This window comes from Paenibacillus sp. CB74 (genome assembly GCF_055687625.1).
Genome location: NZ_CM146009.1, coordinates 6,783,973 through 6,798,616 on the forward strand (window position 1 = coordinate 6,783,973; position 14,644 = coordinate 6,798,616).

The 14,644-nt window shown below is 48.1% G+C and carries 15 protein-coding genes; 13 read left to right on the forward strand and 2 right to left on the reverse strand.

What is annotated here, in order from left to right:
• Positions 1-21: 21 nt before the first annotated feature.
• Positions 22-897 (reverse strand): DUF72 domain-containing protein, encoded by an 876-nt coding sequence (locus ACX9NY_RS29905; protein ID WP_472476625.1) that lies wholly within the window; start codon positions 895-897, stop codon positions 22-24.
• Positions 898-1,136: 239 nt separating this feature from the next.
• Here ACX9NY_RS29905 and ACX9NY_RS29910 point away from each other — a divergent pair, with 239 nt between their 5' ends.
• The 5 genes from ACX9NY_RS29910 (at position 1,137) to ACX9NY_RS29930 (ending at position 5,261) form a co-directional block, all read left to right on the forward strand.
• Positions 1,137-1,880, forward strand: coding sequence for a class I SAM-dependent methyltransferase (locus tag ACX9NY_RS29910; protein ID WP_472476626.1), 744 nt, complete (start codon positions 1,137-1,139; stop codon positions 1,878-1,880).
• A gap of 26 nt (positions 1,881-1,906) precedes the next feature.
• A complete protein-coding gene (locus ACX9NY_RS29915) occupies positions 1,907-2,899 on the forward strand; it encodes an MBL fold metallo-hydrolase (RefSeq protein ID WP_472476627.1) in 993 nt (330 codons plus the stop codon).
• Positions 2,900-3,114: 215 nt separating this feature from the next.
• Positions 3,115-3,531, forward strand: a complete 417-nt coding sequence (locus tag ACX9NY_RS29920) for a hypothetical protein (RefSeq protein ID WP_472476628.1) — start codon at positions 3,115-3,117, stop codon at positions 3,529-3,531.
• A complete protein-coding gene (locus tag ACX9NY_RS29925; protein WP_472476629.1) occupies positions 3,528-4,571 on the forward strand; it encodes an FAD:protein FMN transferase in 1,044 nt (347 codons plus the stop codon). Before ACX9NY_RS29920 ends, ACX9NY_RS29925 begins: the two co-directional genes overlap by 4 nt.
• 36 nt (positions 4,572-4,607) lie before the next feature.
• Positions 4,608-5,261: a ferric reductase-like transmembrane domain-containing protein gene (locus ACX9NY_RS29930; protein WP_472476630.1), complete on the forward strand. Its 654-nt coding sequence runs from the start codon at positions 4,608-4,610 to the stop codon at positions 5,259-5,261.
• Between the two features lie 160 nt (positions 5,262-5,421).
• Here the strand turns inward: ACX9NY_RS29930 and ACX9NY_RS29935 are convergent, their stop codons facing one another.
• Positions 5,422-5,988, reverse strand: a complete 567-nt coding sequence (locus tag ACX9NY_RS29935) for a phosphatidylglycerophosphatase A family protein (RefSeq protein ID WP_105601152.1) — start codon at positions 5,986-5,988, stop codon at positions 5,422-5,424.
• Between the two features lie 192 nt (positions 5,989-6,180).
• On the opposite strand from ACX9NY_RS29935, the gene ACX9NY_RS29940 reads away from it, so the two are divergent.
• The 8 genes from ACX9NY_RS29940 (at position 6,181) to ACX9NY_RS29975 (ending at position 14,292) form a co-directional block, all read left to right on the forward strand.
• On the forward strand, positions 6,181-7,236 hold the full coding sequence (locus ACX9NY_RS29940; RefSeq protein WP_339237159.1) for a GerMN domain-containing protein: 1,056 nt from the start codon (positions 6,181-6,183) through the stop codon (positions 7,234-7,236).
• A gap of 118 nt (positions 7,237-7,354) precedes the next feature.
• Positions 7,355-8,110, forward strand: a complete 756-nt coding sequence (rph, locus tag ACX9NY_RS29945; RefSeq protein WP_253440370.1) for a ribonuclease PH — start codon at positions 7,355-7,357, stop codon at positions 8,108-8,110.
• A gap of 1 nt (position 8,111) precedes the next feature.
• Positions 8,112-8,735 carry an XTP/dITP diphosphatase gene (locus tag ACX9NY_RS29950; protein ID WP_472476631.1) on the forward strand — a complete coding sequence of 208 codons (624 nt, stop codon included), beginning with the start codon at positions 8,112-8,114 and terminating at the stop codon, positions 8,733-8,735.
• 351 nt (positions 8,736-9,086) lie between these two features.
• Positions 9,087-9,929 carry an STM4015 family protein gene (locus ACX9NY_RS29955; RefSeq protein WP_472476632.1) on the forward strand — a complete coding sequence of 281 codons (843 nt, stop codon included), beginning with the start codon at positions 9,087-9,089 and terminating at the stop codon, positions 9,927-9,929.
• A gap of 3 nt (positions 9,930-9,932) precedes the next feature.
• Positions 9,933-11,198, forward strand: a complete 1,266-nt coding sequence (locus tag ACX9NY_RS29960; protein ID WP_472476633.1) for an STM4014 family protein — start codon at positions 9,933-9,935, stop codon at positions 11,196-11,198.
• Entirely contained in the window at positions 11,191-11,976 is a 786-nt protein-coding gene (locus ACX9NY_RS29965) for an STM4013/SEN3800 family hydrolase (RefSeq protein WP_339257063.1), read from the forward strand. Before ACX9NY_RS29960 ends, ACX9NY_RS29965 begins: the two co-directional genes overlap by 8 nt.
• A 67-nt stretch (positions 11,977-12,043) precedes the next feature.
• Complete coding sequence (locus tag ACX9NY_RS29970; protein WP_472476634.1) at positions 12,044-13,435, forward strand: STM4012 family radical SAM protein; 1,392 nt, start codon at positions 12,044-12,046, stop codon at positions 13,433-13,435.
• Positions 13,432-14,292 (forward strand): STM4011 family radical SAM protein, encoded by an 861-nt coding sequence (locus ACX9NY_RS29975; protein ID WP_472476635.1) that lies wholly within the window; start codon positions 13,432-13,434, stop codon positions 14,290-14,292. The genes ACX9NY_RS29970 and ACX9NY_RS29975 overlap by 4 nt, the downstream gene beginning before the upstream one ends.
• The last annotated feature ends 352 nt before the right edge of the window (positions 14,293-14,644 follow it).

A 14,644-nucleotide genomic window follows, 5' to 3' on the forward strand; every position in this document is an offset into this window, starting at 1 on the left:
TTAGTTGACCACAAACACGGATTAAAATAATTCCAACTGCTCCGGTCCTTCTTCCTTCTCCGGTTCAGTACGGTCAGGAAAAGGCTTCACTGGCAAATCCAGCAGATCCATCATCATCTGTGCATTCGCCGCTGCATCGCCACCGGAGTTGTTGTTAAAAATAACATAGACATCCTTGCTCTGCTCCTGCAATTGCTCCAGATAACCTTTCCACTCCAACAGCTCTTCCTTGTTGTAACGGTACAGATAACGAGTCTCGCGCCAATTGGGTGCACCATTCTGATGCCAGCCGGACACATTGCGCCCATGCATGCGAACCAGTGTCATGTCCGAATCCGTGGCCTGGGGCACGATGGGAATGGAACCCAAACCCGCCTGAGGTTCGTCACAGACGCTGTGAATCCAGCCTTGCTCTTTCATGAACGCAAGTGTTCGCTCACGCATGTCATCTTCATACCAGCTGCGATGGCGGAATTCCAGGGCGCACGGAATGCCCTCCATTCGAAGCTTCACTTCACGAAGCTCTTTCACATTGTCCTTATTACATTCGAACCAGGGCGGATATTGAAATAAGGCTGCCTGCATTTTGCCTGCTTCTATAACGGGTTCCAGTGATTCCCGAAAGGCTTTATACATCTCCGACGTGCTGGTGAAGTAGGGTTTGCCTCTAAGATGTCCGGTCATTCCCTGATAGGCTTTGATGATAAAAGCAAAGGATTCAGGCGTCTCAGCAGCCCATCGTGCCATGCGATCCCGCGGCTGTACGGCGTAGAAGGAACTATCCACCTCCACGGTGGAGAAATATTGTCCGTATAGACTGAGCTTGTCTTTGGTTTTGGTACGGTTCGGATAGAGATCCTCCTGATCCCCCCATCCGGTAAGTCCGATGTGAATCATAAGAACACCTCCTGTTGCTTTTAGAACAACCTCTTATAATTACCCGATTCGCAGGGATATGCGTATGATTAATATTATATCGTGTACATTTTGGCTCTTCAATGTAGGCAATGTACCGGGATTTTTTTGAGTTTGCAGAATAAAGACGTTACAATACATTAAAGCTAGGGGAAATGACCAGGCCTGTACAAAGCGCACTACAGATAGAGGGCCAAGGACCAGGTGGAGGGCGAGATTGAATGACGGAATGGTATGAAAAGAGTTTTGGAGAAGATTATCTTCTCGTATACAAGCACCGGGATGTGCACGGTGCCTATCATGAAGTACATAAAATGATCAATTGGTTGAAGCTTAAGCCTAATGCTGAAGTATTGGATTTATGCTGCGGTATGGGGCGACACTCCCTGGCACTTGCTGATGCAGGATTGCGAGTGACCGGAGTTGATCTGTCCGATGTGCTTTTACGCGAAGCGCGCCTAACAGACACCGAACACCGAGTATCGTGGTGTCATGCGGATATGCGTGAACTGCCGTTGAAAGGTGGTTTCGACGCCGTAGTTAATCTGTTCACATCGTTTGGTTATTTCCTGGAGGACGGAGAACAACTGAAAGTATTACGAGCCATTCATCGGATGCTTCGGCCGGGTGGCAGCTATATTATTGATTTTATGAATACGGCGTATGTGACTCGTCATCTGGTGCCGCACTCCGTCCGAGAGGATGAAGGGCAGCGAATTGAGGAATTTCGCAAGATTGAAGATGGATTTGTGCAAAAGGAAATTCGTATTACCGACACCACATCCGGACATGAACCGCGAGTATATCAGGAGCGTGTAAAGTTGTACACATGTGATCAACTGAGTCAGATGTTAAGTGCAGCCGGGCTCCGGGTAGATCAGGTTCACGGCGGCTATGATGAAGAGAAATATGACGAGCAGACTTCTCCACGCATGATTTTTGTGGGTCGTCGTCCTGTGGAGTGAACGGAGATCGTCAGGAAGGGGATCATATGAAGCGAACAGAAGAGATGTCCATGACAGAGGGCATATACCGGGTCAAGATCAGCATGTCGTTTCCCTTGCGATGGGTGAACAGTTATGTGTTATCAGAACCGGATGGGAAGATAACCATTATAGATCCCGGACCGCGTAATTTGGAAACAGAACAGGAGTGGAGTGAAGCGCTGGCAGATCTCGGTCTGACCTTTGGCGATATTCGTCAAATTATACTGACCCACCATCACCCCGATCATCTTGGGTTGTCGGGGTGGATGCAACAGATGACGGGGGCACCCGTCCGAATGTCCACACGCTCACGCGAAGAAGCCGATTATATGTGGGGATCTGATTCACACATTAATACAATATTACCTGATTACTATAGTCGTCATGGTATGCCGGTAGACAAGACTGAACAGATATATGAACATATGAAGACATTTACTTCGCAGATCACGCCCCTTCCGAATGTCATACCTGTTGAAGATGGCGAGTGGCTCGATATGGGCGGGAAACGTTGGGTTTCTGTCGAGACGGGGGGACATGCCCCAGGCCATTTATCCTTTTATGCGCCAGAGTCCATGGAGATTCTGTGCGGAGATGCAGTTTTGCCACAGATTTCACCGAATATCAGTCTGCAACCCGGCAGTGACCCTCAGCCATTATTGTCTTATATGGAAGGATTGCAACGTCTCGGAGAGCTGAACGTCAAGCAGGCATATCCGGGGCATCGGAATCCATTTTCCACATTCAACGAACGGACCGTTCAACTGCTCGAACACCATGAGGAACGACTTCAGAAGCTGGCGGATCGAATGCAGGAGTCACCCGCGAATGCGTATGACATCTGTCTATACATGTTTGGCAATCGGCTTGGTACCCATCAACTGCGGTTTGCCATGAGTGAGACGTTGGCTCATTTGCAGGAGTTAATTCGACGTGAAGTAGTGAAGCAAGTGCAGCAATCGGATGGTACGCTCTATTTTCAAATCTATACGGAATGATGAATATCGTTAAGAAAATGATAATTCGATCTTATATAGAGGCTCGGGACAGGAAACTCACCTGTTCGGGGTCTTTTTAGCCTGTCTTAACAGTTCATTCATCTATTTTTAAGCCACCGCGTCTATCATACAACTATGAACTTCGCTAGGGCGTGTCTTAGAACTCCGAAGGAAGCAGATTATGAGACACACCCTAAAGAAAGCAGGGATGAGCGATGACCAGAAAAAAACGAAATCAATGGAGAAAATGGCAAGCTTCAGCGGCAGCAACGTTGACTGTGGCTGCACTCTTTCAATATGTAAGAACTTCGGATGCCTTTGATGTAGCCTACGCAGCAGCGAATGGTACAGACACAAGCGTTACTGCTTCAAGCCAGGTGGATACGCGGGATGATGTGATGGATGAATGGTTCAACAGCACAACGGACAGCAGCAACTGGAATACACAGGACAATGATAATGATGATAGTCAATATAATGGAACAACCGATAACACACAATCTGCTGGGCCTGATCAGAGCATGAATAACGAGAGAAGGTACTCAGATTCTGAACGTCCGAGCCAACATAATCAGGATTCAGATTCCGGATATAGCAGTGGCAACTATCAGTCACGCACAGGTGCATCATGAGCCGCACAGTGCAAGTTGCTCGTCCGCTCCGGTTTCAATTCCGTGCGATGAACACGGATGTTGAAGTACAGCTGTCTGCCGGGAAGGAACAAGTTGAACATGCAGCAAACTTAGTGAAGAATTGGTTTGAGACGCAAGAGCAGCGCTTTAGCCGGTTTGTCGCAGATAGTGAACTGAATCGTCTGAATCATGCAACCGGATGGATGCCCATTTCCGCTGCGATGGATGAAGTTTTGAGTCTGGCCTATGGGTATATTGGACTGACTGAAGGGATTTTCCAACCGGGTATCTCGCAGGCTCTTCAGGCTTCGGGATATGATCTAAGCTTCGAGAAAGTGCAACAACGACAACCGCAGCGCCCGCTGCTTGAACGCATTTTGCGAACGAGAACACCTGAAAGTTCAGGAATGATGGAAGATCGGCATGACCACAGTCGTCCGGGATGGATTCAGCGGGAAGGTAGCCGGATGGTTCATCTGGACCCTGGAGCTGAGTTGGATCTGGGAGGAATCGTTAAGGGATGGGCAGTGGAGCGCATTGCGGACTGGTTGCAGCGAACATTGCATATCCCGGCGGGTTTAATTAACGCGGGTGGAGATATTCAGGTATGGGGTACACCGGACTATCCCCAGTGGACCTTGAAAGTAACAGATCCTTTGCAAGAACAGGGGGATGTGTCAGGTACGATTCGTTTACAGCGAGGAGCTGTTGCCACTTCGGGTATCTCGCATAGGCAATGGCAAAATTCAGACGGAAGCCTTGCGCATCATCTCATTGACCCCCGGACAATGGAACCGGCGGATACGAATGTGCTACAGTGTACCGTTTTGGGACAGCATGCGTCGCAATGCGAGATTATTGCCAAGACGGTCTGCATTCTGGGGAGTGCCGAGGCGGTGGGCTGGCTAAACCGACACTATGATCGTCATGACGTCCTGTGGATAACACAGGAGGGAAGCACTTATTTTAGAGGAAATACGGATACGCTCGCTGAGCACTGGCCCGGTTTTGATCCGGATCATCGCTTCAGTCTGATTTAAACGAGGACAAGTCTAACAGATATGGGGGAGCCGGTTATGGCACAATGGATTGTAGATTACCTGCCGACGTGGAATATCATTCGAATTAGTGGAATTGCTGCTTATGTGCTACTCTTTGTCGGTGTATTTCTGGGCATTGCTCAAGGGATGCCTCTGGCCAAAGGCAAACCAAAAGCAGCCATGTTCAAATGGCATACTCGAACGACCTGGCTCGCCTTCGGACTTGGACTCGTGCATGCGTTAACGTTATATATTGATCATTACAGCCCATTTAGCTGGGGAGAACTTCTGATTCCTTTTACCGCCTCCGTGCATCCGATTGGCAGTGGTCTGGGAACGTTATCCTTCTACGGATTAGTGATCGTCCTGTTATCCAGTGACCTGCGGAGCAAATTGGGCCGCAAATGGTGGTTCTTGTTCCACATGCTGTCCTACCCCGTGTTCATTGGTCTGCTGGTTCACGGCATGGTAACAGGATCAGATTCTGGCAACATTATCATGCGAATGATGTATGTATTTACCGGACTCAGTATACTTGGTATCACCGTATTACGTGGCATGTTGCGAGAACGCAAGGGCCCGGAGATCACGATTGGACCGAAATGGACATCCGCTGAGCCAGCTGCCGAGCAGAAGTGGGTTGAAGGTTATGGTCTGGCGGGAACGGTACGACCTAAACATCTGAAATAATAACATGTGGATCATCCAAAAATTATGGTACACATGCAAAAGAAGCGGCCATCAGGCCGCTTTTTCCATGAACAGTTATTTCTTCAAACAGTTATTGCACTAAGCATCTACATACATGTCCAATCTTTCACTTGATTTCAAGTACGAAACGAGTTACGTGTTATACCGTGTCATCGCTGACCGGTTTTTCTCCCAGTGCTTCTTCAAGCTCGGATTGTTTGCGATGGGCGATCCGACTGCTCGCTGCCGATGCAATTGCACCGACAATATCATCGAAAAAGGTGTGGACAGGACCCAGGCTCTTGTCATTCAGTCGTTCAAGCACCCCTGGCTTCAGCTTGTCCACATAGCCATAATTCGTAAATCCGATACTGCCATATACATTGACGATGGAGAATGCCAAAATCTCATCCACGCCATACAGCCCTTCGTCATTCTCAATCATCTCCTGCAAAGGAGATATGAGCTGCCCCTGTTCCGCCAGAATATCAAGCTGAATCCCGGTCAGGACGGCGTTCTGTACCTCACGTTTGCGGAGAACCATCTCCACATTTTCGATACACTCTTCCATCGTAAGACCAGGATAATATTTTTTCTGCAATAACATGACCAGTTCTGCGATCTCAGGGATCGTGACGCCCCGCTTATGCAGCCATTCCCTAGTTGCCTCCGCGACCTTGCGGCTATTCAGGCTGTAAGGGATTTTTTCTTGCTCAGGATGTTCCATGGGCGATTCCTCCTCTGAAGTTAGCAATGTCCCTACTCTTGCTTCCTAATACGTATTAACCGGTTTTACGTTTCTTTAAGATCATCGAACGTATAACTTTTCAGCGAAGCTTTTATCTTTTAGTTATTTTTTGGACAAAGGCTCGTATACATGGTAGTACAAACTGTAAAAATGATGAGGGGGAACGTGATCATGAGAAAGATCCAATCTTTGCGTACGGTATCGGCAGCTGCGCTGCTGAGCATTCCTATGGTGTTGTCAGGTTGTGGCATGTTTGGAGCCCAGTCTTCCGAAGCTGTTGATCCGCCACCGCCCATTCAGGAAGCAGCCATGATCCAGGCAGCCGAAGGGAATGGGGCACTCGCAACGCTCCCGTTAACGACAGTATATCTGCAAGACCAGCAGGGACTGCTCGCTCCGGTATCCCTGACTCTTCCTTCTGGAACAGATGCCAGCAGTCCCAAGACAGCACTGGATACACTTGTCACAGGCGGGGCCTACGCGGGTATGTTGCCAGAAGGATTCCAGGGCGTTCTCCCGCAGGGAACGGTTGTACAGAATGTAACGATTCACGCGGATGACAAGCTGGCAGTCGTGGAGTTCTCGGGTAATTTTGCCAAGTATGATGCGAAGGAAGAACGGAAAATGCTAGAAGCTGTTACCTGGACATTGACGGGAACACCAGATGTGGAGAATGTGCAGATCTGGGTGGATGGCAAAAAGTTAACACAAATGCCGGTAAACAGTACGCCGTTGCCTGAACCGCTGAATCGGGCTGTGGGAATCAATCTGGATCTGGGTGATACTTTGGTGGCGAACAGCAGTCCGGTCACGGTCTATTTCTCAGCAGCTTCACCAGCAGGCATCCAATATTATGTTCCAGTTACACGTCTCGTTACCCCTGGCGAAGATCGGGTGCAGGCAGCATTGAATGAGCTGATCAAGGGACCTGACAAAGGCGGTGAACTGGAAGAAGTCATGACAGGCGGAACAGAGCTGCAATCGGTCAAAACGGCCGAGGATGGCACAGTAACAGTTGCCTTGAAAGATGATATGTTTGCCGAAGGGGATATCGTACCTAGCGAGCTGTTACAGTCTGTTGTATTAACCACTGCGGAGAATACAGCCGGCAAGGATGCCAAAGTGCAGATCGAATGGAACGGCCAAAAAACGGTCATGGGTGATGATAACCGGGATTACAGTACGCCTGTTTCCAAGCCTGAATATATCAACGAAATTCCGATTTAATGAACGCAGAATGCATAAGGATGCTTTTAATTGAACTCTTTGGTAAAATATAAGGGATTCGTAAAATTGTTAACAAGCTCAACATTACAGGATGCTTAAGTCGTAGGAGGCAGAAAAAATGAGATCAAACGGACGAAACAGCGAACAGCTGCGCCCGCTGAATTTAACAGTGAACACGAATAAATACGCCGAGGGCTCTGTACTGATTGAAGTTGGAGATACAAAGGTGATCTGTACAGCTACAGTGGAGGAACGTGTTCCTCCCTTTATGAAAGGGCAAGGGAAAGGCTGGGTAACAGCTGAATATTCCATGCTGCCACGTGCAACACACACTCGTAACCAACGTGAAGCCAATCGCGGCAAATTGACTGGACGCACCATGGAAATCCAACGTCTGATTGGTCGGGCACTGCGTTCAGTGGTCAATTTGCAGGCGCTTGGTGAGCGTACGATTACGCTGGACTGCGATGTTATTCAAGCTGACGGAGGCACACGCACAACGTCCATTACCGGTGCGTTTGTAGCGTTGGCACTCGCTGTGAACAAGATTTCTCAACAACACAAACTGCAAGTATTCCCGATTACGGATTTCATAGCAGCAGTAAGTGTAGGTGTTGTGGGTGAACAGCCTGTACTGGATCTGAACTATGATGAAGATTCCAAAGCCAAGGTGGATATGAATCTAGTAATGACAGGCGGCGGCAAATACGTCGAGCTCCAGGGAACAGGTGAAGAAGCGCCATTTGATCGCCGTGAGCTGAACGCAATGCTGGAACTGGGCGAGCAGGGAATTTTAGAGATGATCGAGCGTCAAAAAGAAGTACTTGGACCGATTGCGCTCAAGATTGGCGCGCGTGGATTAGGAGAAGCCTAAGATGAGTTTGGACAGCCCAATCCTCATTGTTGCTACCCGCAATGCGGGTAAAGTCCGTGAGTTCGCACATGCTTTCGCACCGCTTGGCAAAGAGGTCAAGAGCATGTTTGACTATCCGGAGCTGCCGGATGTGGTGGAAGATGGCGTAACGTTTGCGGAAAATGCCTGGAAGAAAGCGAAGGCGGTAGGCGACGCGCTTGGTTTGCCCGTACTGGCAGACGATTCTGGACTTTGTGTAGATCTGTTGGACGGGGAGCCCGGAGTTTATTCAGCGAGATATGCAGGCGAAGGAGCAACGGATGCACAGAACAATACGAAGTTGCTGGAGACGCTGGAATCGTTGAAATCCGGTGAGGACACTGAGCAGCCGCTTCTCAGTCCGGCTCGATTCGTCTGCGCATTGGTCCTGTACGACCCGACAACTGGTGATAAATATGAATCGGAAGGCACTGCGGAAGGCTGGATCACGGCTGAAGCTGCGGGTGCTGGTGGTTTTGGATATGACCCTCTCTTCTATGTACCTGAATACGAGATGACAATGGCAGAGCTGACGCTGGAACAAAAGCAGGCGATTAGCCACCGTGGTCATGCGCTGAGAGCACTCGTATCCAGACTTGAAGGCTGAGTCGCAACGAGAATTTTTGATTTAGCGTATCAGATGTGAACATCAAAAGCGTTAATGGAAGGAAAGGAGCATTCCGATGGAATGATTCACCAGCCATTAACGCTTTTTTTATATGAATTGAAGTTGCCCAACGCGGTTAGGTAAGCTCCTTCCATATACCTAATGATGGGGGCTATTTCCGCGACTTTTTTATAGAACGTATGTTCCTGTACCTACATAAGAAATGCTTCACATTGCATGATTGGGAACCTCATTGGGACTGGAGTTGGAAGAAGTTGCAAGCTGTGTGTGGTATGGGTTAACATTCAAATTAACGAATCATATATGAACCTTAAACGGAGGGATTTGCTCATGCAAGAAGTGAAGCTTGTTGTATCCTACGATGATTATGAGGACGGCATTCGTATGGAAAAATTAATTAAGGATTTGGCGGCTAAACCGGAGGCCAGCTCACTGGAAAGTCTGGTCATCGGAGATTGGGGACAGGCTTATGAGAGCTCACCTCAAGAGTTCATGAGCACACTCATCCAGTCGGCTTCAAGCTTTCCGTCATTGAAGAAACTGTTCATCGGGGATATGGGATTCGAAGAATGTGAAGTGTCGTGGATTATTCAGACGAATCTTACCCCCTTGTTGGGTGCCTTTCCAGAATTAACATCATTCTCGATTAAGGGCAGTAGCGGCCTTAGTCTGGAACCGCTCCAGCATGCCAAGCTTGAAGAATTGATTATTATCTGTGGCGGTCTCCCGAAAGAAGTGTTATCTTCGATCACCCATGCCAAATTACCTGAATTGAGTAAACTGGAATTATATATTGGCGTCGATAATTATGGCTTCAATGGTTCAATTGAAGATATACTGCCTTTGTTAGAAAAAGGATTATTTCCAAAGCTGGTTTACTTGGGTCTAAAAGATAGTGAAATTCAGGATGAGATTGCGAAAGCAGCAGCGGAAGCACCTATTCTGGATCAACTTGAAGTACTGGATCTATCGGAAGGAACGTTGTCCGATGAAGGGGCAGAGGCCTTACTTGCCAGTGACAAGATCAAGCAGCTGAAACATCTCGATCTAAGTTACCATTACATGACCGATGAAATGATCCGTCGCTGGAACCAATCGGGTATATCCGTAGACGTTAGCGACCAGCAACAAAGTGATGAGGATGACTGGCGTTACCCGTCATTAACGGAGTAGAGGATGTCAGGTTTTACGAAAATAGTTGAAAGTCTGCATCAATCAGATGATGTTCCTGATCTGGATCGGGAGCAGCCATTATTATTGATCGGAAATCCTCATAACCGACGAACGCAAGGGATGCAAGAAGCCAGGTATAGATTAGGGATGAAACCTGCCGTTGTATTGCCTTATGCCCAATTGCTCCAGAACTGGAGACAGGGGGGAACGATCGTTGATATAGTAGATTCCAATCTGCCTGTGCCCCTCGTTCGGATTGACGCTCCTGGTGAGGATTGGGAAGTAGAGCGTGAATTGTTATTCCTTGGAGTTATGAATGATACGTCATGCTTAACAAAAGAAATGGCGGCAGAGGCATTCACATCAGAGCAGGTACTTGCGTTGGAACAGGAGTGGGGAAGAATCTATGCCCCTGCTCAGTGGTTCCGCGGCTGGAAAGCATGTCTGGATCGAATCGGCCGTGAGACTCGGGAAATATGGCCTGAAGTTCGATTCATGAATGATCCTGCTGACATCCAATTGATGTTTGACAAGAGAACATGTCAGCAGCATCTATACTCTCAGGGGGTTCATGTACCTCCTACGCTCCAGTCTTCACTGCCGATTCGAAGTTACACTGACTTGCGTACAGCGATGCAATCGGCCGGTATGAACCGTGTATTTGTGAAGCTTGCGTGTGGTTCGGGTGCCTCAGGTGTTGTCGCGTATCAGATTAACCCACGTACGGGTGACGAAATCGCCATAACGACGATGGGAATGGAACAGGCGCAGGGCAAGACAATTTTTTATAATGAAGGACGTTTACGCAAGTATTCCCGTAATGGCGAGGTTGCTGCGTTAATGAACTGGTTATGTGCAGAAGGCGCACAGATTGAACGGTGGATGCCCAAAGCCACGTTTGATCAGCGGGCCTATGATATTCGCCAACTGGTTGCGGGTGGACAGGCAGGCCATGCGATTATGCGACTAAGTCGTACCCCTATAACCAATCTGCATCTGCGCAATGAACGTATGTTGCCTGCTGAAGCTGGTCTGGATGAACAGCGGATGTCGCTGGTTCGGACGGCAGCGCAGGCAGCCATGTCTGCTTTTCCCAACTCGTGGTCAGCCGGGATTGATGTGATGCTTACAAGTGATTCGAATCTGCGTGCCTATGTGCTGGATGTGAATCCGTTTGGAGATCTGTTATACAGGGTTGAGCATCATGGCCTTGGAACCTATGAGTGGGAAATGGAACTTTTGCGAAAGGAGCCTATTCAACATGCCTGATATGAACACCATTGTGGGCTCCCATGATCTGTTAATGATTACGCTGGATACGTTACGCTATGACGTAGCCAAGCTGGAAGAGGCGAATTGTCCCAATCTGTGTGGTTCCGGTCCGTGGGAGAAGCGTCATACTCCAGGCAGTTTTACATATGCGGCACACCATGCTTTTTTTGGTGGTTTTATGCCGACCCCTGCCAATACGGATAAGGCATCGCATATAAGATTGTTCCATTCCCGGAATACCGGACTCAAGACTCATCCGCATACCTGGCTGTTTGATACACCGGATATCGTGTCCGGGTTCGCAGCTGAAGGTTACCGTACCATCTGTATTGGCGGCGTCATTTTTTTTACGAAAAAAAACCCGCTTGCGAAAGTATTGCCCGGCTATTTCCAACAGAGCTACTGGCGAATGAACTTTGGGGTAACCAACCCCAAATCGACAGAACATCAGGTACAGCATGCATTAAAGCTGCTTGAACAGACGCCGCCGGATGAAAAGATATTTATGTTTTTGAACGTGTCTGCCATTCATGGCCCCAATCGTTACTTTGTGGAAGGTGCCAGGGAGGACTCGGTGGAGACTCAGCGAGCTGCACTTCGATATGTAGATGAGGCACTTGGGCCATTGTTCGAGGCGATGAGGAAACGTTCCCGGCCTGCCTTTTGTTTAGCTTTTTCCGATCATGGTACAGCTTACGGTGAAGACGGGTATCAAGGACACCGGCTTGCACATGATGTCGTCTGGACGGTACCATACCGTGAATTTTTAGTATAGGACGTATTGCTCTTAACGTATTAATCTTATGATGATGATGATAACAACCGGAGACAGGAGGAGACCGATGGACAATCATTCACAACCCATGACAACAGGCGATTCCGATCAGTCCGGATCCAATACAACGATTACAGGTCTTCGTGAAGTACTCGCATTCCCTTATCGTTCGTATCTGTACTCATACCCGCACAAGACCGCATATCGGGAGCTTGACCCACCACTGCCGCTGGGACCAATGTGGGAACGAGAAAATACCGATACGTATTTTTTATATATGCATATTCCCTTCTGTGCTGCACGTTGCGGATTCTGTAATCTGTTCACCCTGCCGGATCGACGGGATGATACGCATGAACGTTATGTGGATGCGCTGGAACGTCAGGCGAAACAGTGGGCACCCATTACATCTCGAAGACCGTATTCGCGGTTCGCGATTGGTGGAGGAACGCCTACATTATTAAATGAGGTTCAGTTGAATCGTCTGTTTGATATTGCTGAACATGTGATGGGGCTGGACCCTGCGCAAGCATCGATTTCGGTGGAAACGTCCCCGGATACCGTTACGGAAGCCAAGCTGGCTATTATGAAGGAGCGAAGTGTGGATCGTATTAGTATGGGTATCCAGAGTTTCATTGAAGCTGAAGCATCTGCCATCTATCGTCCACAAAAACCGCAGGAGGTCGAACAAGCGCTTGAGAAGCTTACCCGTTATGATTTCCCATTGTTGAATCTGGATCTGATCTATGGTCTGCCAGGTCAAACGGTCGAATCGTGGATCTATTCACTGGAAAGAGTTTTGGCTTACGAGCCGGGCGAAGTCTTTATCTATCCTTTGTATACTCGGGAAAATACAATCGTGAAGCCTGATGATATTCGTCGTCAGGGACCTGACATTCGGATGGAGCTGTATATTGCTGCACGTGAGACTTTAAAAAGTAAAGGATATGTGCAGTATTCGATGCGAAGATTTGCCAAGGAACAATCGTCCTCCAAAGTGCTTCTGCCTTATAGCTGTCAGGAGGAGGGCATGGTTGGTCTGGGATGCGGCGCACGCTCTTATACGAGTGAGGTACACTATGCTTCCAAGTACGGTGTGAGTTACAAGGCTACACAGAGCATCATTGCCGATTATGTGGCGACTGAGCGCTACGATGTGGCGGATTATGGTATCGTGTTAAGTCGTGAGGAACAGAGACGTCGCTTTATTCTGAAAGCCTTGCTGCATCGGGAGGGATTGACGTTGTCTGACTACCAACAGCGCTTCGGTACCGATGTGATGGCTGATTATCCTTGGCTTAGCGAGTTGTTTACGGAAGATATGGGGCGGGTTGAACTGGAGGAAGGCGAACGTGTATTACGTCTGACAGAAGAAGGACTGGGTTACTCCGATGCAATTGGAGATTGGCTTATATCCGCCGAAATTCGTGAACAGATGGAAGGGTTTGTTTTCTCATGAGAGCGACTTTGTATTATCGCGGCAAGTTGTCTTCCTGCAATTATGACTGTCCATACTGCCCTTTTAGCAAAACCGTCGATTCCAAAGAGACGCTGGAAGTGGATGAACAACAATTGTGTCAATTTGTGAATTGGGTTAAGGCTCAGGAAGACGAAGGTCACCGCTTCTCTATTTTCTTCAATCCTTATGGTGAAGCGTTGGTACGACGCTGGTATCGGGAAGCTATGGTTGAGCTGTCACATATGCCACATGTGGATAAAATTGCGATCCAAACCAATCTGTCCGTCAAGCTGGATTGGGCGAGGGAGCTGGATGCGAATAAAGCAGCTTTTTGGGCGACGTATCATCCTCGTGAGACAAAAGAGTCTTCTTTTGTAAAACAATGTCTGACCTTGCGTCAGATGGGACTTGCTTTTAGTGTCGGTACTGTCGGACTCCGTAGTGCTTTCCCCGCAATTGAGTCCATGAGACAGGCTTTGCCGGATGATGTGTATATGTGGGTAAATGCCTTCAAAGATCGGCCCAAGTATTACACGCCGGAGGAAATTCAGTTTTTACGTGGGATCGATCCGCTTTTTGAAGGTAATCTGCAGGACTATGAGAGTTTGGGCAAACGTTGTGCTGCCGGTTCGGAAGTATTTTATGTACAAGGGTCAGGGCATGTGAAGCGGTGTTACAAGGATCGCCGGATCATTGGGCATCTCTATCGCGATGGTCTGCAAGCTTTGGCCGAGGATCGGCCTTGCCGCATGAAAAAATGTGGTTGTTATATCGGCTACATTCATATGGAGGATTCTCCCTTCAGAGAAACATTTGGTAGTGGGCTGTTGGAGCGTAATCCGGTCCTGATTCCTTGATCCGAATTTCATATGTCAGCATAACTCTGAAATGCATTTTTCAGTGTAAGCGGGATCAGACCTTGGGTTTGAACAGGCTACGCTGAAAAGTGTGTTTTTTTTGATATTCTCAGATACATATTGTTTAATATTTTTGATGAAAAAGGGTCTTGACTATTCTTGTTGAAATATTTTCCGGGTTTATGATTCAAATCCTGTGTTTTTTGGGTTAATATAAATAGGAAAAAAGACCTGTTTCGAATAGTATTTATACATACAATCTGTATATGTATCTATTTATAGGCCTAAAGTCTTATTTCCGTTAATCTGAGGAAGGGGGACCGATGTCGGGGAAACGCGCACGTTATTTGAA

Excerpts from the sequence above, each read along its gene's own strand:
- ACX9NY_RS29930 (WP_472476630.1), top strand. The coding sequence starts at position 4,608 with ATGGCACAATGGATTGTAGATTACCTGCCGACGTGGAATATCATTCGA.
- ACX9NY_RS29905 (WP_472476625.1), bottom strand. The coding sequence starts at position 897 with ATGATTCACATCGGACTTACCGGATGGGGGGATCAGGAGGATCTCTAT.
- ACX9NY_RS29965 (WP_339257063.1), top strand. The coding sequence starts at position 11,191 with ATGCCTGATATGAACACCATTGTGGGCTCCCATGATCTGTTAATGATT.
- ACX9NY_RS29975 (WP_472476635.1), top strand. The coding sequence starts at position 13,432 with ATGAGAGCGACTTTGTATTATCGCGGCAAGTTGTCTTCCTGCAATTAT.
- ACX9NY_RS29935 (WP_105601152.1), bottom strand. The coding sequence starts at position 5,988 with ATGGAACATCCTGAGCAAGAAAAAATCCCTTACAGCCTGAATAGCCGC.
- rph (WP_253440370.1), top strand. The coding sequence starts at position 7,355 with ATGAGATCAAACGGACGAAACAGCGAACAGCTGCGCCCGCTGAATTTA.
- ACX9NY_RS29970 (WP_472476634.1), top strand. The coding sequence starts at position 12,044 with ATGGACAATCATTCACAACCCATGACAACAGGCGATTCCGATCAGTCC.
- ACX9NY_RS29915 (WP_472476627.1), top strand. The coding sequence starts at position 1,907 with ATGAAGCGAACAGAAGAGATGTCCATGACAGAGGGCATATACCGGGTC.
- ACX9NY_RS29960 (WP_472476633.1), top strand. The coding sequence starts at position 9,933 with ATGTCAGGTTTTACGAAAATAGTTGAAAGTCTGCATCAATCAGATGAT.
- ACX9NY_RS29955 (WP_472476632.1), top strand. The coding sequence starts at position 9,087 with ATGCAAGAAGTGAAGCTTGTTGTATCCTACGATGATTATGAGGACGGC.
- ACX9NY_RS29920 (WP_472476628.1), top strand. The coding sequence starts at position 3,115 with ATGACCAGAAAAAAACGAAATCAATGGAGAAAATGGCAAGCTTCAGCG.
- ACX9NY_RS29940 (WP_339237159.1), top strand. The coding sequence starts at position 6,181 with ATGAGAAAGATCCAATCTTTGCGTACGGTATCGGCAGCTGCGCTGCTG.
- ACX9NY_RS29925 (WP_472476629.1), top strand. The coding sequence starts at position 3,528 with ATGAGCCGCACAGTGCAAGTTGCTCGTCCGCTCCGGTTTCAATTCCGT.
- ACX9NY_RS29910 (WP_472476626.1), top strand. The coding sequence starts at position 1,137 with ATGACGGAATGGTATGAAAAGAGTTTTGGAGAAGATTATCTTCTCGTA.
- ACX9NY_RS29950 (WP_472476631.1), top strand. The coding sequence starts at position 8,112 with ATGAGTTTGGACAGCCCAATCCTCATTGTTGCTACCCGCAATGCGGGT.